The sequence below is a fragment of the Streptomyces sp. NBC_00090 genome, assembly GCF_045160815.1.
Lineage (GTDB): Bacteria > Actinomycetota > Actinomycetes > Streptomycetales > Streptomycetaceae > Streptomyces.
Genome location: NZ_CP108224.1, coordinates 8,416,102 through 8,434,904 on the forward strand (window position 1 = coordinate 8,416,102; position 18,803 = coordinate 8,434,904).

Sequence of the window (18,803 nt, forward strand, 5' to 3'; positions counted from 1 at the left end):
GACAGACAATGGCATCTCCGGCGAAGACGACGGGTGACGGCAGCGGCCTGGTGGAGATGGCCTGGGACCCCATCACCCGGATCGTGGGCAGTCTCGGCATCCACACCAAGATCGATTTCAAGCAGAAGAAGGTCGCCGAGTGCTACAGCACGTCCTCGGTCTTCCGCGGCTACAGCGTCTTCATGCGCGGCAAGGACCCGCGTGACGCGCACTTCATCACCAGTCGCATCTGCGGCATCTGCGGCGACAACCACGCCACCTGTTCCGTGTACGCGCAGAACATGGCGTACGGCGTGAAGCCCCCGCACCTGGGCGAGTGGATCATCAATCTCGGCGAGTCCGCCGAGTACATGTTCGACCACAACATCTTCCAGGAGAACCTGGTCGGCGTCGACTACTGCGAGAAGATGGTCCGCGAGACCAACCCCGGGGTCCTGGAACTCGCCGAGCGCACCGAGGCCCCGCACGCCGGGGAGCACGGCTACCGCACGATCGCCGACATCATGCGCTCCCTCAACCCCCTCGAGGGCGAGTTCTACCGCGAGGCGCTTCAGGTCAGCCGCTACACCCGGGAGATGTTCTGCCTGATGGAGGGGCGCCACGTGCACCCCTCCACGCTGTACCCCGGTGGCGTCGGCACCGTCGCGTCGGTCCAGCTCTTCACCGACTACATGAGCCGGCTCATGCGCTACGTGGAGTTCATGAAGCGTGTCGTCCCGCTCCACGACGACCTCTTCGACTTCTTCTACGAGGCACTGCCCGGCTACGAGGAGGTCGGCCGCCGCCGCGTCCTGCTCGGCTGCTGGGGCGCGCTCAACGACCCCGAGCACTGCGACTTCACCTACGCCAACATGACCGACTGGGGCCGGCGGATGTTCGTCACCCCCGGCGTCGTGGTCGACGGCAAGCTCGTGACCAACGACCTCACCGAGATCAACCTCGGCATCCGCATCCTGCTCGGCAGCTCGTACTACGAGGACTGGCAGGGGCAGGAGCAGTTCGTCACCCACGACCCGCTCGGCAACCCCGTCGACCCGCGTCACCCGTGGAACCAGCACACCATCCCGGCCCCGCAGAAGCGGAACTTCGACGACAAGTACAGCTGGGTGATGTCCCCGCGGTGGTTCGACGGCAAGGACCACCTGGCGCTCGACACCGGCGGCGGCCCCATCGCCCGGCTGTGGTCCACCGCCCTGTCCGGCCTCGTCGACATCGGCTACGTCAAGGCCACCGGCCACAGCGTCGTCATCAACCTGCCCCGCACCATGACCAAGCCGGAGACCACCTTCGAGTGGAAGATCCCGCAGTGGAGCAACGCCCTGGAGCGCAACCGCGCCCGGACCTACTTCCAGGCGTACGCGGCGGCCGTCGCCCTGCACTGCGCGGAGAAGGGCCTGGAGGAGGTCCGCGCCGGACGCACCCAGACCTGGGAGAAGTTCGAGGTGCCGGACGAGTCCATCGGCGTCGGCTTCACCGAGGCCGTCCGGGGCGTCCTGTCCCACCACATGGTCATCCGGGACGGCAAGATCGCCAACTACCACCCGTATCCGCCGACCCCGTGGAACGCCTCCACCCGGGACACCTTCGGCACCCCCGGCCCCTACGAGGACGCCGTGCAGAACACCCCGATCTTCGAGGAGAACACGCCCGAGAACTTCAAGGGCATCGACATCATGCGCGCCGTGCGCAGCTTCGACCCCTGCCTGCCGTGCGGCGTCCACATGTACACGGGCAACGGCAGGACCGTGAAGCAGATGCACGTGCCCACCGGCCTGAGCGGGCTGGCCGGATGAGCGCCGTCACCGCCGAAACGGCGGGCCGACGGGTCGAGGAGGTGCTCGACCGGCTCGCGGAGAAGGGCGACGCCGACGCCTGCGCCGCGGCCGAGGACGTCGTACGCGTCCTCATGGAGTTCTACGGAAGCGGCCTCGCCCGCGCCGTCGACCTCCTCGGACGCCCGGGCGCCCGCCCGGCCACCGACCCGTGGGGCGCCCTCCTCGCGGACGACCTCGTCGCGAGCCTGCTCAACCTCCACGGGCTCCACCCGGAAGACCTGCCCACCCGCGTCGAACGCGCCCTGTCCGGCCTGCCACAGCCCGTCGAACAGACCGGCTTCGACCCGGCCGACGGGGTGCTGCGCCTGCGGGTCACCGGCTCGTCCGGCTGCGGCTGCGCCGGTACGCAGGAGTCCGTCCGGCAGGCGGCGGCCGACGCGCTTGCCTGCCACGCCCCCGAGGTGACGCGCGTCGAGCTGGAACCGGCGGGCGCACGGGAGCCGGCACTGCTCCAGATCGGCACCGGCCCGCCGCACACCGGAACCGCCCACCTCACCCCGGCCGATGCCTCGTGAACGGGCTCCCGACGCGCGCGGGGCGCGCTCCGGGGCCCACCGGACTGCGCCGGTTCACCACCCCGCGGCCGCCGCGGGAGGAGCTGTGCGAACTGTGCGGGGCACAGCTCGCCGGTGAGCGCCACAGGCACCTCGCCGACACCGACCGGCGGACCCTGGCCTGCGCCTGCGGCCCGTGCGCACAGCTCATGGACCGCGGCGGCGGACCGGGGGGCCGCTTCCGGACGGTGCCCGGGCGCTTCCTGAGCGATCCGGCACACCGCGTCGACGACCGGGTGTGGGAGTCGCTGCGGATCCCCGTCTCGGTCGCGTACCTCTTCCGCAACTCCGCCCTCGACCGAGCGGTGGCGCTCTACCCGAGCCCCGCCGGTGCCACCGAGAGCGAGCTGGAGGAACCCTCCTGGAGGTGCGTGCTCGACGCCACACGGCTCGCCTCCCTGCTCGAACCCGACGTGGAGGCCCTGCTGTTGCGCCGGCACGAGGGGCGCACCGAGTGCCACCTGGTGCCGATCGACCTCTGCTACGAACTGGTGGGCCGCATGCGACTGCACTGGCAGGGCTTCGACGGAGGCGCGGAGGCGCGGGCCGACCTCGACGCCCTCTTCGCCCACGTACGCGACCAGGCACGCGAGGCACCGGGGAGCCGGCCGTGACCGAGTTCTCGTTCGCCTGCACCGACGTCCGCGCCGACGGCTACGCGGCGGGACCGACGCTCGTCTTCCGGCTGCGGATCACGGCGACCCCGGGCACCCGGGTGCACGCCATGGCCCTGCGCTGCCAGATGCGCATCGAACCCGCCCGGCGCGGCTACGACGACGACGAGGCGGAGGCCCTGGGCGACCTGTTCGGCGAACGCTCCCGGTGGGGCAGCAGCCTCAACCCGGTGCAGTTCGCCCAGGTCTCGGCCATGGTCCCCGGCTTCACCGACGAGATCGAGACCGAACTCGTCGTGCCCTGCACCTACGACACCGACATCGCGGCGTCCCGCTACCTCCGCTCGCTCTCCGGCGGCGAGGTACCGCTCCTCCTGCTGTTCTCCGGCACCGCCTTCACGGGGGCCGGCGGCTTCCACGTCGAGCCCGTGCCCTGGGACAGGGAGGTCGTCCACCGGATGCCCGTCAAGGTCTGGCACGAGATGATCGACCAGCACTTCCCGGGCTGCGGATGGATCCGGCTCCCCGCCGACGCGATGGACGCCCTGCTCGCCTACCGGTCCCGCCGGGCCCTCCCGTCCTGGCAGGCCACCGTCGAGACCCTGCTCGCAGAGGCGGGGGAGAGGCCACGATGACCACCGCAGTCTTCACCTCCGGCACCGAGGCGAGGCTCGCCGTCGCCCGGCAGGTCGCCGACGCCGTCCTCTTCGAGGGGTACGTGCTCTACCCGTACCGCGCGTCGGCCGCCAAGAACAGGTTCCGCTGGCAGTTCGGCGTCCTCGTGCCGCCGTCCTGGAGCGATGCCTCCGGGGAGCACCACGTCCAGCGCACCGAATGCCTGATGGAGCCCCGGCCCGGCGCCGACCTCGCGCTCGAACTCCGCTTCCTGCACGTCCAGCGGCGGACCGTCGAGAAACGCGCCGCGGACGGCACCTTCGTACCGGTCGGCGAACTGCGCCTGGAGGACCGGATCCTGACGACATGGGACGAGGGCGTCGAGGAGACCGTCACCCTTGTCCTCCCCGTCGCGACACTGGACGCGGACGGCACCACGCTGCCCTTCACCCGCCCCGCCACCGAAGAGGTGGAACAGATCACCGCGGCCGACGGACGGATCCTCGGCCGGCTGGTCCGACGCCGAGAGGCCATCAGCGGCACCCTCCGGGTCGCGGCGGCCGAACTCGACGGACCGTACCGGACCGAGCGGCTGACCGTCACGGTGGAGAACACCAGCGACTGGACCGCCCGTCCAGGAGGCGACCGGCACGCCGCGCTGCCGTACTCCCTGGTCGCCACGCACACCCTGCTCCACCTCGACGCCGGGTCGTTCCTGTCGATGACCGACCCGCCGGAGTGGGCCGGAGGGGCCGTCGCCGCCTGCGAGAACCTGCGCACCTGGCCCGTGCTGGCCGGCGAACCCGGCCGCGCCGACCTGGTGCTCTCCTCGCCGATCATCCTCGACGACCATCCGGCCATCGCCCCCGAGAGCCCGGGAGCCCTCTACGACGCCACCGAGATCGACGAGATCCTCGCCCTGCGCACCGCGGCCCTCACCGACGAGGAGAAACGCGAGGCCAGAGGGACCGACGCACGCGCCGCGGCCGTGATCGACCTGGCCGACACCATGCCGCCGGAAGTGCTGGAGCGCCTGCACGGAGCGGTCCGCAGCCTGCGGGAGGTCACAGGACCCAAGGAGCCCTCGGGCGCCGACCTGCTCTCACCGGACACCCCGTGGTGGGACCCGGCCGGCGACACGTCCGTCGACCCGGCCCGGGACCACGTCCTCGTCGACGGACACCCGGTGCGCGCCGGCAGCAGAGTGCTCCTGCGCCCGCGGCTGCGCCGTACCGACGCCCAGGACCTGTTCGTCGACGGCCGCAGCGCCCTGGTCGAGGCGGTGCTGCACGACGTCGACGGCGGCGTGCACATCGCCGTCACCGTCGAGGACGACCCGGGCGCCGACATCCGCCGCGAACAGGGCCGGTTCCTCTACTTCCAGCCCGACGAGGTCGAAGTCCTGGAGGAGAGGTGAACGCTCCCGCACCCGGCACCGCCCGCACCCTCGTGGCCGGCGTCGGCAACGTCTTCCTCGGGGACGACGGGTTCGGCGTCGAGACCGTGCGCAGACTCCCCAGGGAACAGCTGCCGCCCGACGTCGACGTCGTCGACGTCGGAATCCGCGGGGTGCACCTCGCCTACCAGCTGCTCGACGGCTGGGACACCCTCGTCCTCGTCGACGTCACCGCGCGCGGCGGCGAACCGGGGACGCTGTACCTGATCGACGCCTCGGAGCCCGCCGACCGGGCCACCACCGAGCGGCCCCCGCCGCTCGACGGCCACCGGATGACACCCGACGCCGTCCTCGCCCTGCTCGACACCCTGTGCGCGGGCACGGGCGCCGCGCCGCCGCGCCGGATCCTGCTCGTCGGCTGCGAACCCGCCTGCCTCGACGAGGGCATCGGGCTCAGCCCGCAGGTCGCCGCCGCGGTCCCCGAGGCCGTCCGCACGGTGATCGACCTGGTCCGCCAAGAAGCCGTCGTACGAAGCCCGACACGGAGAGCACCATGAAGAAGAACGCCATCGGCGCCACCGTCGCCGTCACCGCCGCCGCCCTGACCGCCGTCGCCCTCCTCAGGAGCGTCTTCCCCGACGTCCGGCGCTACCTCCGCATCAGCCGGATGTGACCCGCCGCCGCCCCGGCTGCACCGAACGGACGACACCACCGCCCGGTCACGGCGCGCCGGGCGGCGAACCACCGACCGCCCGTCCTGTAATGGCGGCCCAGACACACCGCCGGGCCCAGGACGGAGACCGATGCACGAGATGTCCGTGGCCATGGCCGTCGTCGACCAGGTCGAGACGGCCGCACGGTCCCGTGGGGCGACCGGAGTCACCAGCATCCGCCTGGACGTCGGCGAGCTGGCGGGCGTCGTCGCCGACTCGCTCGCCTTCTGCTTCGAACTCGCCTGCGCCGGAACCGTCCTCGAGGGCGCCGAACTGATCACCCGCACCGTCCCGGGCACCGCCCGCTGCGAGCCCTGCGCCGAGGTCTGGAACGTCGGCATGCCGCCCCGGCTGCTCTGTCCCGGCTGCGGCGGGGCCGCCGTCGAACTCGTCTCCGGGCGCGAACTCCACATCCGGGAGGTCCGCTGGGCCGAACCCGCCGAGAACCACGCACCACGCAGCGAACCCACCACCGAGGAGAGCCGAGCATGTGCCGAGTAGTCGACCTCCAGCGGGCGGTCCTCGCAAGGAACGACGCAGCGGCGGGCATCCTGCGTACCGAACTGACCGCCCGCGGCACCACGGTCGTCAACCTGCTCTCCAGCCCCGGCAGCGGGAAGACCGCACTGCTGGAGCGCGAGCTGCGGCTGTGCGCCGAACGGGGCGTCGCCGCCGCCGCGCTCACCGCCGACCTCGCCACCGAGAACGACGCCGAACGCCTGGCCCGGGCCGGCGTCCCCGTCAAGCAGGTGCACACCGACGGCCTGTGCCACCTGGAGGCCGACATGGTCGCCCGGCACCTGCACGACTGGCTGCCCGAGGCCACCCGGCTGCTGTTCGTGGAGAACGTCGGCAACCTCGTCTGTCCCGCCGGTTACGACCTCGGCGAAACCCTCCGGGTCGTGCTCGCCTCGGTCACCGAAGGCGAGGACAAGCCCCTCAAGTACCCCACCGCCTTCGGCCTCGCCCAGCTGGTGGTCGTCACCAAGACCGACATGGCCGACGCGGCGCAGTTCGACGAGGCGACCTTCCGCCGCAACGTGCAGCAGGTCAACCCCGGCGTCGAGGTCGTCCTCACCTCGGTACGCGACGGCCGGGGAACCGGAGTGCTGCTGGACCGCGCCCTGGCCGCGACCGAGGGCGACCCGGTCCACACCCCGGTGATGGCCCGGGCCGGCGCGTGACCGCGGAGCCGTCCGGCCACGCCCTCGCCACGGCCCCCACGCGCAGCCGCGTGCTCGTCACGGGCGTGGTCCAGGGCGTGGGCTTCCGGCCCCACGTCTACGCCCTCGCCACCACGCTGCGCCTGTCCGGACACGTCACCAACACGGCCGACGGCGTCGTGGCCGAGGTCGAGGGGAACCCCGCGGACGTGGCGGCCTTCTGCGCCCGCGTCGCCCCCGAGGCACCGCCCCTGGCCCGGGTGGAATCCGTCGAGGCGGCAGAGCTGGCAACGAGCGGAGGCAGCGGCTTCACGATCGTGCCCTCCCGCCAGGGCGGCGACGTCCGCACCCTCGTCCCGCCCGACACGGCCACCTGCGACGACTGCCTCGCGGAACTCGCCGACCCCACCGACCGGCGGCACCTGCACCCCTTCATCACCTGCACCCACTGCGGCCCCCGCTTCACCATCGTCACCGGTGTGCCCTACGACCGCGGCCACACGACCATGGCCGGCTTCCCGATGTGCCCGGACTGCGCCCGGGAGTACGAGGACCCGGCCGACCGGCGGTTCCACGCCCAGCCCGTCGCCTGCCCGGCGTGCGGCCCCCGGCTGCGCCTCGTCACCGCGCCGGGCGGACCACCACCGCCCGACCCGGGCACCGACCCGGTGACGGCCGCCCGCCGGATGCTCGCGGCCGGCGCGATCATCGCCGTCAAGGGCCTGGGCGGCTACCACCTGGCGTGCGACGCCACCGACCCCACGGCCGTCGCCGAACTGCGCCGCCGCAAGGCGCGCGGGGACAAGCCGTTCGCGATCATGGCGGCCCACCCCGACGGCATCGAGCCCCTGGTCCACCTCGGCCCCCTGGAGCGCGAACTCCTCGGCGGCCGCGTCCGGCCCGTCGTACTCCTGCGGCGCCGCGAGAACTCCCGGCCGCGCCCCGGGGCCGCCCCGGCGCCCGGGGTGGCTCCCGGCAGTCCCGACCTCGGCGTCATGCTCCCCTACACCCCGGTGCACCACCTGCTCCTCGGGCTGGGCGCCCCGGACCGGCACACGCCCCGGCTCCTGGTCATGACCAGCGGAAACCTCTCGGGCGAGCCCATCGTCACCGACGACGCGGACGCGCTGACCAGACTCGCCGGCCTGGCGGACGCCTGGCTCCTGCACGACCGTCCCATCCACGTGCCCTGCGACGACTCCGTCGTCCGCGTCTGCGACGGCGAACCGATCGTCCTGCGCCGCTCCCGCGGCTACGCCCCCCTGCCGCTCACCCTGCCCGTCGAGGTCGTCCCCGCCCTCGCCGTCGGCGGGGACCTGAAGAACGCCTTCTGCCTCGGGAAGGGCGACAAGGCCTGGCTCTCGGCCCACATCGGCGACATGGACGACCTCGCGACGCAACTGGCCTTCACCTCCGCCGAGCGGCAGCTGGAATCCGTCACGGGCGTGCGGCCCGGCCTGCTGGCGGCGGACCGTCACCCCGCCTACCGGTCCACACGCTGGGCCACCCGACACGCGGCGGGACGCCCGGTCGTGCCCGTGCAGCACCACCACGCCCACGTCGCCGCCGCCATGGCGGAGAACGGCCTCGACGGCTCCCACCCCGTCCTGGGCGTCGCCTTCGACGGCACCGGCTACGGCCTCGACGGCGCCGTGTGGGGCGGCGAGTTCCTCCTCGCGGACTACGCCGGATTCTCGCGGTTCGCGCACCTGGCCTACGTACCGCTGCCCGGCGGCGACGCGGCCGTACGACGCCCCTACCGCATGGCCCTGGCCCACCTGCACGCCGCCGGCCTCGCCGCCGACCCCGACCTGCCGTGCGTACGCGCCTGCCCGCCCGAAGAACTGCGGGTGCTCCGACAGCAGTTGGCGAGCGGACTGAACTGCGTGCCCACCTCCAGCATGGGCCGGCTCTTCGACGCCGTCGCCTCCCTCACGGGAATCTGCCACCACGCGGGATACGAGGCCCAGGCGGCGATCGAACTGGAGGCCGCGGCACTCCGCGCGCCGGCGGCGGAGGGCGACGGGCGCTACACCTTCCGCCTCGGTACGCCGGCGACCGGCGGCCCGCTCACCGCCGACCCGGCCCCGCTGCTCGCCGCGGTCGTCGACGACATGCGCCACGGAACCCCGGCGGCCGTCGTCGCCGCCCGATTCCACCGGGCCGTGGCGCACCTGGTGCAGACGGTCTGCGCCGCCGCGCGCGGGGAACTCGGCGTGGAGACCGTAGCGCTGACCGGGGGAGTGTTCGCCAACACCCTGCTCTCCTCCGACTCCGCCCGCGCCCTGGGGCGGGACGGCTTCACCGTCCTCCGCCACCGCATGGTCCCGCCCAACGACGGAGGGCTGGCGCTCGGCCAGCTCGTCGTGGCCGCCCGTGTCACCGCCGAGACGGCTCCCGGCGCGGGACCACGACGGCGACAGTGACGCGGGACCCCCGGCAGCGACAGCGACGCGGGACACCGACAGCGACAGCGAGGAGACGCACATGTGCTTGGCGGTACCCGGAAGGGTGCTCGACGTCGAGGACCGGGACGGCACCCGGATGGCCACGGTCGACTTCGGCGGCGTGGTCAAGGAGGTCTGCCTGGAGTATCTGCCGGACCTGAAGGTCGGCGAGTACGCCATCGTCCACGTCGGGTTCGCCCTGCAACGCCTGGACGAGGAGTCGGCCAGGAGGACGCTGGAGCTGTTCGAGACCCTCGGCATGCTCCAGGAGGAGTTCGGCGACCCGTGGGAGTCGGCCGCCGAGGTGACGGGAAGCGAACGGCCGGCGGACGAGGACGTCGCGGGAGAGGTGCAGCGGTGAAGTACATCGACGAGTTCCAGGACCCCGAGCTGGCCCGGCGCCTGCTCGACGAGATCCACGCGACCGTGACCCGGCCCTGGGCGCTGATGGAGGTCTGCGGTGGGCAGACCCACAGCATCATCCGGCACGGTATCGACCAACTCCTGCCGTCCGAGGTGGAGTTGATCCACGGGCCCGGCTGCCCCGTGTGCGTGACCCCGTTGGAGGTCATCGACAAGGCCCTGGAGATCGCCTCCCGCCCCGGCGTGATCTTCTGTTCCTTCGGGGACATGCTGAGGGTTCCCGGCACCGGCCGGGACCTCTTCCAGGTACGCGGACACGGAGGCGACGTCAGGGTCGTCTACTCACCGCTCGACGCGCTGCGGATCGCCGAGCAGAACCCGGACCGCGAGGTGGTGTTCTTCGGCATCGGCTTCGAGACCACGGCGCCGCCCAACGCGATGACGGTCCACCAGGCGCGCAAGCTCGGCATCCGCAACTTCAGCCTGCTGGTCTCCCACGTCCGCGTGCCCCCCGCGATCGAGGCGATCATGCGCTCCCCGGACTGCCGCGTCCAGGGCTTCCTCGCCGCCGGCCATGTGTGCAGCGTCATGGGCACCGAGGAGTACCCCGCACTCGCGGCACGCCATCGGGTGCCGATCGTGGTCACCGGGTTCGAGCCCCTGGACATCCTCGAAGGCGTACGGAGGACCGTACTCCAGCTGGAACGGGGGGAGCACACCGTCGAGAACGCCTATCAGCGTGCCGTGCTCGACGAAGGCAACGCGGCCGCCCGGGCGATGCTGGACGACGTCTTCGAAGTCACCGACCGGGCATGGCGCGGCATCGGTGTCATCCCGAACAGCGGCTGGCGGCTGTCGGAACGCTACCGCGACTACGACGCCGAGATCCGCTTCTCCGTCGAGGGCATCGACACCCGCGAACCGGCCGAATGCCGCAGCGGCGAGGTCCTGCAGGGGCTGCTGAAACCCCACGAGTGCGAGGCCTTCGGCACGACGTGCACCCCCCGCTCTCCGCTGGGCGCCACGATGGTCTCGAGCGAGGGCGCCTGCGCCGCCTACTACCTCTACCGCCGGCTCGACCTCGGCACGGCGAGGGGAAAGCCGCGGGCGGATGGCACGGCGGTACGGTCCGCGACCGCCGATCCCTCGAACGCCTCGTCCCTGGAGGGGAGTTCCGTTGCCTGACACCACCACCGCGTCGGAACAGACGCCGGACATGGCCGCCTGGACCTGCCCCGCACCCCTGCGCGACCAGTCCCGGATCGTGATGGGCCACGGCGGAGGCGGCGCGCTCTCCGCCGAACTGGTGGAGCAGATCTTCGCTCCCGCCTTCGGCGGACCGGCGCTCTCGGACACGACGGACGCGGCCGCGGTCGAACTCGGCGGCGCCCGACTGGCCTTCTCCACCGACTCCTTCGTGGTGCGCCCGCTGTTCTTCCCCGGCGGAAGCATCGGCGACCTGGCCGTCAACGGAACCGTGAACGACCTCGCGATGAGCGGAGCCCGGGCCTCGTACCTCTCCTGCGGCTTCATCCTCGAGGAAGGCGTGGAGACCGACGTCGTCGCCCGAGTGGCGAACGCACTCGGCGCCGCCGCACGGGCGGCCGGCGTCCAGGTGGTCACCGGCGACACCAAGGTCGTGGAGACCGGCCACGGGGACGGCGTCTACATCAACACCTCGGGGATCGGCCTGATCCCCGACGGCGTGGACCTGCGCCCGCAGCGGGTCGTTCCCGGCGACGTCGTGATCGTCAGCGGACCGATCGGCCTCCACGGAGTCGCGATCATGAGCGTGCGCGAAGGCCTGGAGTTCGGCGTCGAGATCGAAAGCGACTGCGCGGCACTCGGCGGACTGGTCGGGGCCATGCTCGAGGTGACGCCCGACCTGCACGTGCTGCGCGACCCCACCCGGGGAGGCCTGGCCGCCTCGCTCAACGAGATCGCCACCGCGTCCGGCACGGGCGTCGTCATCCAGGAGCGGGCGGTCCCCGTGCCCGACCCCGTGGCGAGCGCCTGCGCGCTGCTGGGCCTCGATCCGATGTACGTGGCGAACGAGGGCAAGCTGGTCGCCTTTGTCCCCCGTGAGCGGGCCGACGCCGTGGTCGCCGCCATGCGCGCGCACCCGCTGGGTGCCGGGGCGACGGTGATCGGGGAGACGGTCGAGGCGCATCCGGGCCTGGTCGTCGCCCGTACCGGGCTCGGCGGCACGCGGGTGGTGGACATGCCGATCGGCGAGCAGCTGCCGCGGATCTGCTGAGCCGAGCCGCGGGGACGCGGTCCGCGGGCGGTGCCGAGGCCGGGCCGCGCGTGGACCGCCGCCGCGGACGGTCCCGAGCCTCAGTCGCGGGTGCTGCGGCTGCGGGTGGTGTCGAGGGTCCAGGTGTGCGTGCAGTTCGGGCACTGCAGGTGCACCCGGGGTCCCTTGTTGGCGATCAGGTAGCGCCAGTGCTCCGGACAGTTGCGGCGCTGCTCGCAGGTCGCACAGCCGCGTGCGTCGTCGCACCCGGGGCAGGCGACCCAGGCCCGGCGGGACCGGTCGGCCTGGGGATCAATGGGCAGTCGCACGACCGGGCTCCTCACCGGGCAGCACACCTGCCGCCACCAGCATCGCGTGGATCCGCTGCTGCTCGGCGTCCAGGCCCGAGTACAGCAGCGCGTGCGCGGCCTCCTCGGCACGCAGGACCGCTAGGGGATCCCACTCGGGACCGAGCGCCGCCATGACCTCGGCACGCCGCCTGGCTTCCTCGGCGGTGAGGTCGATGGTGAAGCTGAGGTGGTCGGGATCGGAGTCCAGGTTCATGGGGGGGGTGCCTTCGAGGAAGCAAATGGTTTCAGCCACCTGTACCAGAGGCGTCGTGGGGCGGGGAAGGGGGGCGACGAATTCTGGGACCTGGAGCTCCCGTGGTCTGACGAACATCTAGATATAGGGAGAAAAAGGGCGGCGAAACTCTGCTGAAACGCCTCATACTGGCCGTCCCTGATCTCCTGGATCACATGGAGAGGATCATCGGCGGGGTGCCGGTTGTGACGCATGCCATGCGAGGGGAAGGGTGGCTGAAACCTGCCGCGGCGACCGAGGCCTCGCCGTGCTCGCCTCGGCTTCGACGACGGAAGTCCGCGGGTCGCCGCTACCCGGGGAGGCGGAAGCCGTTGAAGAGGTCGTCCATGCCGCGCAGGGCCAGGCGCGCGGGGGTGGCACGGACCGCGAGGTCGCGGGTGGCCGCCGTGAGCGGGTGACGCAGTGCGCCCAAGCGGCCGACCCGGCGGGCGCGGACGCGTACGGCGTCGGTGCGGTCGGCGGGCCGCGGTGTAGGCGGTGAGGGCGGCCGGGACGGAGTCGGTGCTGTCCGCGCCGTCTCCGGCGGGAAGCAGGTGGGCGAGGACCACCGCGTCCTCGATGGCCTGACAGCCACCCTGGCCGAGGTTCGGGGCCATGGCGTGGGCGGCGTCGCCGAGCCAGGCGATCCGGCCGTGGTGCAGCCGGGGGAGCGGGGCGGCCAGGTCGTAGAGGTCGTTCTGGAGGAGGTCGGCGCGGTCGAGGCGGCGGACGCGGTCCAGCAGGGCCGGAATCGGGTCGTGCCACGAGCCGAAGCGGTGGTGGAGTTCGGCGCGGGGGTCGGCCGACCGGGTGCCGGCCGGGGCGACCGCGGTGGCGTAGAGGTAGAACCGGCCGTCGGAGAGCGGGGTCACACCGAACCGCTCGCCACGGCCCCAGGTCTCACTCATGGCCGGTATCCGAAGGTCCGGGGCGTCCACGATGGTGCGCCAGGCGGTCTCGCCGAGGTAGTGCAGCCCCGGGTGGGCGGGGAAGTGGGCCCGGCGCAGAGGGCTGTGGATTCCGTCGGCGGCGACGACCAGATCCGCGGGCAGGTCCAGTCCCACTGCCGTACGGACGGTCGGGCGGCCCCCGTCGTCGTCGACACCGGTGACGGCGGTGCCGTAGCGAACGGCCTCCGGCGGCAGGGCGGCGGCCAGGGCCGCGGTGAAGGCCGGGCGGGGAACGGCGATCGGGGGCACCCCGTAGCGGGCCGCCATGTCCGCGGTGTCGACCCGGGTGAGCCACTGGCCGTCGGAGCGGCGTACGCCCATCGTCGCGGGCACGGCGCTGCCGACGGCGTGGGCTGCGTCGGAGCCGATGGCGTCGAGCGCGCGCAGGGCGTTGGGGGCGAGGCCGATCCCGGCGCCGGTGGTGGGAGGTTCGGGGGCGCGTTCGCAGACAGTGACCTGCCAGCCGCGACGGTGCAGTGCGAGGGCGGCCGTGAGGCCGCCGATTCCGGCCCCGGCCACCACCGCGTGACGCTTCGGCATGGAACACCACTTCCCCTCGGTCCGAGCGCCCTGCGCAGCCGCAGAGCCCTGACTCCGCAACTGTAGGGAGGGCGTGTCCGGCCCGGACCGCCGCATCCGCGGCGAGACCACCCCTGGTGACGCGCCGCCGAGGCGAACGTCGGCGGCCCGGTGGCACGCCGGGATCAGCCGCGGCTCGCCGACTGGGCCCAGAGGTCGTTGAGGATCTTGTCGGCGAGGTCCTGGTGCGGGGGTGGGGAGCTGACGTCCAGCCAGAGGAGCACCTCGATCGGCAGGGGCTTGTTCTTGCCCTGCTGGTACGTCGCCCTGACGGTCCAGTAGAGGTGGACGGAGCCCGGGGAGCGGTCATGGGCGACGGTGCCGCGGTGCTCCCAGTCGGCGAGGGGTCTCCCTGGGCGCGGCTCGGCGAAGGCCCGCCGTTCGGAGGCCGAGCAGGAGGCGCCACAGTTGCTGAAGAGGAGGTCCATGCGGAAGCCGGCCGCGGGGCCGTGGTCCGCCGTGCAGGTGAGCCCTCCGTCGGCACCGGCGTTCCGTGTACCGTCCGGGGCGTCGCACTCCGCTTCGCGTGGCACTCTCATCGCCGCCAGCCCGCCGAGCGTCTCGACACGTGCGGGTTCGCTCTTCTCCCAGACCGCGCCCGCGAGCCGCGCCGTGCGCTTCTCGTCGAAGACCCCGAAGCGCGAGTCGTCGGAGATCCGGCTGTGCGGGACGCGAGTGAGGGGTTGCCCCTCAGGGACCGGCCCGGCGGGGAGGTCGTAGGTGCGTCGGATGCGATCGAGGACCTCGCGTACGAGCGTCTCCGCGGCCCGCAGGGCCTGCGGCTCGGTGCCGAACTCCAGCGCCACGTCCACGGCCACCAGCGCGTTCGCGATGCGACCGCGGGCCCAGCCGACGGGGATGTGCCGGTCGGCGCGGAGCGATCGGGAGTCGGGGGACGACGCCCGCTCCGTACCGGCGGTGAGAGACCAGTCGTTACCCGAACTCCGCACCTGGGTTTCGAGGAGCCCCGGGTGGTCCACCTCGTACCGTCCGCGCTCCGCGCTGTCGACCGTTCCCGCGCCGGCGGCGAGGGCCACGGTCAACGTGACTTCGCTGTCCGGCCGTAGCGCGGACTGTTCCGTCATCACGCAGGAGCTGCGCGCGTGCGCACGGGGATCGGCGCGGCGCGGTTGACGGAAGCCTTTCTTCAGGAAGCCCAGGGCGTCGGAGAAGATGTCGATGCGCGGCGGCCCGCCCACCGCCGGGTGCTCCATGAGGGGGCGTACGGACCGCAGCGGGAGCAGGTCACAGGCCGGGGCGAGGGTGTGCAGCGGTCCCATGGCCCCGGGCGCGGTGAAGATCGAGCCGGCCAGGGTGACCACGGCGGTCACGCCCGCCAGGAGGGGAAGTGCTCCGGCGCGCAGGCGCTGTGCCCGGCCCGTACGGCGTCCGCGACCCGGGTTCTCCGGGTTCTCCGGGCCCGCTCCCGCGGCGAGGCAGCGCTGCAGTTCGATGTGCCGGAACCGGTGGACGCCGCCGGTCTGCCGCAGTACGCCGCGCCGGTGCGCGTCCGCGAGGAACCCGGTGAGCCGGAGGGGAAGGCGTCCTGTCGAGGCGAGCCACCAGCGCGCCACCGTGTAGCGGCCCCATGCCGACATGGCGCAGTTCCACAGACCCCACCACAGGGCCAGCGCACAGCACACGGCCGTCCAGCGCCAGGGGGTGACGGCGTCCTCTCCGCGTCCCCAGGCCCAGATCAGGATGGTGCCGACGACCGGGACGAGCACCACCTTGTGCGCGAGCAGGAAGGAGGGCGCGGGCGGAAGCGCGAAGGGGACCAGGGCCAGTGCCGCGCGACGGTCCTCGCGCAGCAGGGTGACGGGGTCGCTCGCCCGGAGGTCGGCCGGCCGGCGGACGATCGCGAGTGTCCGGTTGATCGTCGCGAGCGGGATGGGCAGCAGGAAGGCGGCGAAGAGTATGGCGACGCCGTTGCCGGAGAGGACGGCCCAGGTCCAGACGGCGAGCGCACCCGCCGGAAGCAGGACGGAGACCACGGCCTCCACCGGCCGGCGTCGCAGGGCGTGGAGCACGGCGTCGCGGGGTGAGTGCAGGCGCTGCGGGGGACGGGCGAGGCTCTGGTGCGCGGCGATCCAGTCGAGCGCGCCGGCGCACACCGCCCCGATCAAGGCGAGGAGGCCCGTCCGGAGTCCGAGGCCGGGGACGGTCGGCTGTCCGGGCGCGGGCAGGGACGTCACGGCGACCGCCGCCCCGACGAGCAGTGCCAGGGGGAGGGAGACGAGCAGCGTGCGGAACGCCCAGGGCACCTGTACTTCGAGGCGCCACCAGGCGATGTCCTGGCCCGGCTCGCGGGCGAGCCAGGCGAGGTACCGGCGGGCGCGGTCGGACGTCCACCCGTCGCGACGACCCGGTATCCCTGCCGGGTCCGACTGGTAGGCGGCATCGACGAAGGAGTTCAGCAGATGCCGCTCCACCGCGTCCCGGGTGGTGAGATCGCGCCGATTGAGCAGGTCGTCGGGGTGGGCGGTGGTGTCGCTGTACACGGCGCGGGCCAGGGAGACCATCAGCGGGGTGCGCAGGACATCGCGCAGGTTCTCAGCCGCGACGCCGTCACCCTCTCCCTCTCCCGCACCCTCACCGAGACGGTCACGGTCACCGGCAGGGCCCGGGCGGCCGGGGGGCGTGTCGAGGGCTGCCAGTCGGTCCAGGAGCCGGTCCCACTTCGTGGTGGCGTCGTCCTGTTCACGACTGGTGCGTGGCAGGTAGGCGCGCAGGTCGGCCACTTCCAGTGGCTGAAGTCGGACGGCCGCCGTCCTGGGCAGGCGGAGATCCGCGGCCTCCATCGCATCGGTGAACGCGGCGGTGCGGCTGGTCAGGACGAAGCGGCCGTCGGGCAGCAGGCTGCCGCACAGCTCGGCGAGGGCCTTCGCGCGCGTGGCGACGGGGAGTTCGTCGAAGCCGTCCAGGATGGGGAGGACACGCCCGGACGTGATGAGGCGGTGGGCCGTACTCCGGGCCGAGGCGCCGGCGCCGTCCCCGGCCAGGATCCCGGAGTGCGCCTCGGCCAGCCGGCCCGCCGCCCACCACCACAGCGGCGTTCCGCCCCGGGGGTCCCAGGACGAGATCGGGATCACGACAGGCACCGGATCGCCGTCCGAACGCCGTGTCAGCAGACCGTTGGCCAGGTGGAGGACGAGTACCGACTTTCCGGCACCCGCCTCACCGAGGATCACGAGACGGCCGTGCCGCAGGCCCTCGTACGTCTGGACGATGCCGGAGAAGGAGCCGTCGAGTCGGGGCGGAGCCTCCCCGGCGCCCGCGAGGTTCACGGCGTGGTCGCCGACGCCGCGCGGGGCGGCCGACCAGCGGACCGGCAGCGGGCCGGGGTCGTGCAGTCGGGCGCCGGACTCCTCCCGTGCGTACTGTTCGGCGAGGGCGCGCGCCAGCGACGAGGTCGCCCTGCGCAGCGCTCTGGCCGACAGGGGCTGGGGTCGGCGCCGTCCGCGGCCCGGCCTGAGGACGACGCCGACCACGGCACCCAGGACGAGACATGCGGCGGCAGCCCACCGGTCCGCGGTCTGCGAGCCCAGCTGCACGCCCTCCCAGGCCAGGCCGACGGCGAGCGCGACGCCCATGAGGACGGCGATCGCGGGCGCGGCCCGCTCCGAGAGGGGCGGGCGGGCCTGCTGATAGATGATGTCGCCGGTCCGGTAGGCGTGCACCACGAGGTCGGGTCCGTCCCCGTCCGCCTGAGGCACGTGGAGGTTCACCCGCTCGGCGATGCCGAAGGCCACGCTGCCGTGGTCGGCACGGACGGTGACGCCCTGGCGGCCCGCGTCGCGGTCGGCGGCGCGGGACGGGATGGCGCCGCCGTCGCCGGTGTCGTCACCGTGGCCGGTGTCACCGTCGCCGGGGTCTCCGCGGCCGCTGGTGACACCGTGGTCGGCAGCGCGCGGTGGGCTTGTGTCAGCCGGTCCGTTCAGCCCTGGGTCGGATCCGGCGTCGGAGGGCCGGAGATGGTCACATCCCCGTGAGCGACGCCGAACGCGACCGATCCCCGGTCCGCCTGGATCCGGAGATCCCCCTGTACGGCGATCCCGCCCGTGCCCCCGGCGACGCCGCCGCTCGGAGCGTGCCGCCGCAGCAGGTCGCGCAGCGCGTCTGCCGCATCGTTCCGCTCTTCCTCCGACAGCCCCCCGAGCCGGTCCTCGATGCGGGACTGCCACACCGCGTCGTGCCGGGCGCGCGCGAGTTCCGCGTTCGCCTCGCCGTCGTCCTGCGCGGCCGCGAGCTCCGCGGCGGTACGGTCCAGCCGTTCCAGTTCTGCCTGCTCGAGTTGTTCGTCACCTCGGCCGAACCACTGCGCCACCGCCTGCCGCAGTCCGGCCCACGCATCCGTGCCGGCGGCCTGCACCACAGCGACCCCGCCCGCACCGGCAAGTGCCATCAATGCCTGCTCCAACATCCCCGTTCGCCCTCCCCGTGCGGCCGTCCCGACCCGTACCGTAACGCGTAACTCAGCGCACCCGCAGGCCGTATGGCGTCACTTGCGGCCCTCGGCGGGCACGCGACGACGACCGGCCGGGCCGCTCCGGGCGTCACCGCCCCGAGCCGGTGGCCCCGTGACCGGGCGTTGCCGCCCGTATCCGTGGGCACCCCGTTACCGGGCGTCACCGCCCCGAGTACGGCGGGCACCCAGTGCTGCCCCGGGCGTCTCCGCAGCATCAGCACCTGTGCCCCACCTCCGCGACATGTTCTATATCTGCCTGTTTGTCATGCCTGTGCGCGTGAGGCGGAA

The 18,803-nt window shown here is 73.0% G+C and carries 18 protein-coding genes; 13 read left to right on the plus strand and 5 right to left on the minus strand.

The features are described 5' to 3' along the window. Positions 1-8: 8 nt before the first annotated feature. The 13 genes from OG361_RS37375 to hypE all read left to right on the plus strand — a co-directional run bounded on the left by OG361_RS37375 (position 9) and on the right by hypE (position 11,957). A complete protein-coding gene (locus OG361_RS37375; RefSeq protein WP_384573302.1) occupies positions 9-1,793 on the plus strand; it encodes a nickel-dependent hydrogenase large subunit in 1,785 nt (594 codons plus the stop codon). Then, the gene (locus OG361_RS37380; RefSeq protein ID WP_405860828.1) at positions 1,790-2,350 is read left to right on the plus strand and encodes a hypothetical protein; all 561 of its coding nucleotides are present in this window, start codon (positions 1,790-1,792) and stop codon (positions 2,348-2,350) included. The genes OG361_RS37375 and OG361_RS37380 overlap by 4 nt, the downstream gene beginning before the upstream one ends. Continuing rightward, the gene (locus OG361_RS37385) at positions 2,347-3,003 is read left to right on the plus strand and encodes a DUF5947 family protein (RefSeq protein ID WP_405860830.1); all 657 of its coding nucleotides are present in this window, start codon (positions 2,347-2,349) and stop codon (positions 3,001-3,003) included. The genes OG361_RS37380 and OG361_RS37385 overlap by 4 nt, the downstream gene beginning before the upstream one ends. Beyond that, a complete protein-coding gene (locus OG361_RS37390) occupies positions 3,000-3,638 on the plus strand; it encodes a DUF6084 family protein (RefSeq protein ID WP_384573311.1) in 639 nt (212 codons plus the stop codon). The genes OG361_RS37385 and OG361_RS37390 overlap by 4 nt, the downstream gene beginning before the upstream one ends. Beyond that, positions 3,635-5,035, plus strand: a complete 1,401-nt coding sequence (locus tag OG361_RS37395; protein ID WP_405860832.1) for a hypothetical protein — start codon at positions 3,635-3,637, stop codon at positions 5,033-5,035. The genes OG361_RS37390 and OG361_RS37395 overlap by 4 nt, the downstream gene beginning before the upstream one ends. Continuing rightward, the gene (locus OG361_RS37400) at positions 5,032-5,571 is read left to right on the plus strand and encodes a hydrogenase maturation protease (protein WP_405860834.1); all 540 of its coding nucleotides are present in this window, start codon (positions 5,032-5,034) and stop codon (positions 5,569-5,571) included. The genes OG361_RS37395 and OG361_RS37400 overlap by 4 nt, the downstream gene beginning before the upstream one ends. After that, entirely contained in the window at positions 5,568-5,687 is a 120-nt protein-coding gene (locus OG361_RS37405; protein ID WP_384573320.1) for a DUF6893 family small protein, read from the plus strand. Before OG361_RS37400 ends, OG361_RS37405 begins: the two co-directional genes overlap by 4 nt. 130 nt (positions 5,688-5,817) lie before the next feature. After that, complete coding sequence (hypA, locus tag OG361_RS37410; protein ID WP_405860836.1) at positions 5,818-6,228, plus strand: hydrogenase maturation nickel metallochaperone HypA; 411 nt, start codon at positions 5,818-5,820, stop codon at positions 6,226-6,228. After that, complete coding sequence (gene hypB / locus OG361_RS37415; protein ID WP_384573327.1) at positions 6,216-6,911, plus strand: hydrogenase nickel incorporation protein HypB; 696 nt, start codon at positions 6,216-6,218, stop codon at positions 6,909-6,911. Before hypA ends, hypB begins: the two co-directional genes overlap by 13 nt. Next, positions 6,908-9,316 carry a carbamoyltransferase HypF gene (gene hypF, locus OG361_RS37420; RefSeq protein ID WP_405860838.1) on the plus strand — a complete coding sequence of 803 codons (2,409 nt, stop codon included), beginning with the start codon at positions 6,908-6,910 and terminating at the stop codon, positions 9,314-9,316. Before hypB ends, hypF begins: the two co-directional genes overlap by 4 nt. A gap of 61 nt (positions 9,317-9,377) precedes the next feature. Then, entirely contained in the window at positions 9,378-9,698 is a 321-nt protein-coding gene (locus OG361_RS37425; RefSeq protein ID WP_405860840.1) for a HypC/HybG/HupF family hydrogenase formation chaperone, read from the plus strand. Next, positions 9,695-10,885: a hydrogenase formation protein HypD gene (gene hypD, locus OG361_RS37430; protein WP_405860842.1), complete on the plus strand. Its 1,191-nt coding sequence runs from the start codon at positions 9,695-9,697 to the stop codon at positions 10,883-10,885. Before OG361_RS37425 ends, hypD begins: the two co-directional genes overlap by 4 nt. Positions 10,886-10,916: 31 nt before the next feature. Next, entirely contained in the window at positions 10,917-11,957 is a 1,041-nt protein-coding gene (gene hypE, locus OG361_RS37435) for a hydrogenase expression/formation protein HypE (protein WP_405862644.1), read from the plus strand. 80 nt (positions 11,958-12,037) lie between these two features. Here the strand turns inward: hypE and OG361_RS37440 are convergent, their stop codons facing one another. The 5 genes from OG361_RS37440 to OG361_RS37460 form a co-directional block, all read right to left on the minus strand. Beyond that, entirely contained in the window at positions 12,038-12,265 is a 228-nt protein-coding gene (locus tag OG361_RS37440) for a hypothetical protein (RefSeq protein ID WP_405860843.1), read from the minus strand. Beyond that, positions 12,249-12,500: a DUF6400 family protein gene (locus OG361_RS37445; protein ID WP_384573341.1), complete on the minus strand. Its 252-nt coding sequence runs from the start codon at positions 12,498-12,500 to the stop codon at positions 12,249-12,251. The genes OG361_RS37440 and OG361_RS37445 overlap by 17 nt, the downstream gene beginning before the upstream one ends. Then, positions 12,497-14,008: an FAD-dependent oxidoreductase gene (locus OG361_RS37450; protein ID WP_405860845.1), complete on the minus strand. Its 1,512-nt coding sequence runs from the start codon at positions 14,006-14,008 to the stop codon at positions 12,497-12,499. Before OG361_RS37450 ends, OG361_RS37445 begins: the two co-directional genes overlap by 4 nt. Before the next feature lie 164 nt (positions 14,009-14,172). Next, complete coding sequence (locus OG361_RS37455) at positions 14,173-17,799, minus strand: NACHT domain-containing protein (RefSeq protein ID WP_405860847.1); 3,627 nt, start codon at positions 17,797-17,799, stop codon at positions 14,173-14,175. Between the two features lie 185 nt (positions 17,800-17,984). Next, positions 17,985-18,470: a hypothetical protein gene (locus tag OG361_RS37460; RefSeq protein WP_405860849.1), complete on the minus strand. Its 486-nt coding sequence runs from the start codon at positions 18,468-18,470 to the stop codon at positions 17,985-17,987. Positions 18,471-18,803: the final 333 nt, after the last annotated feature.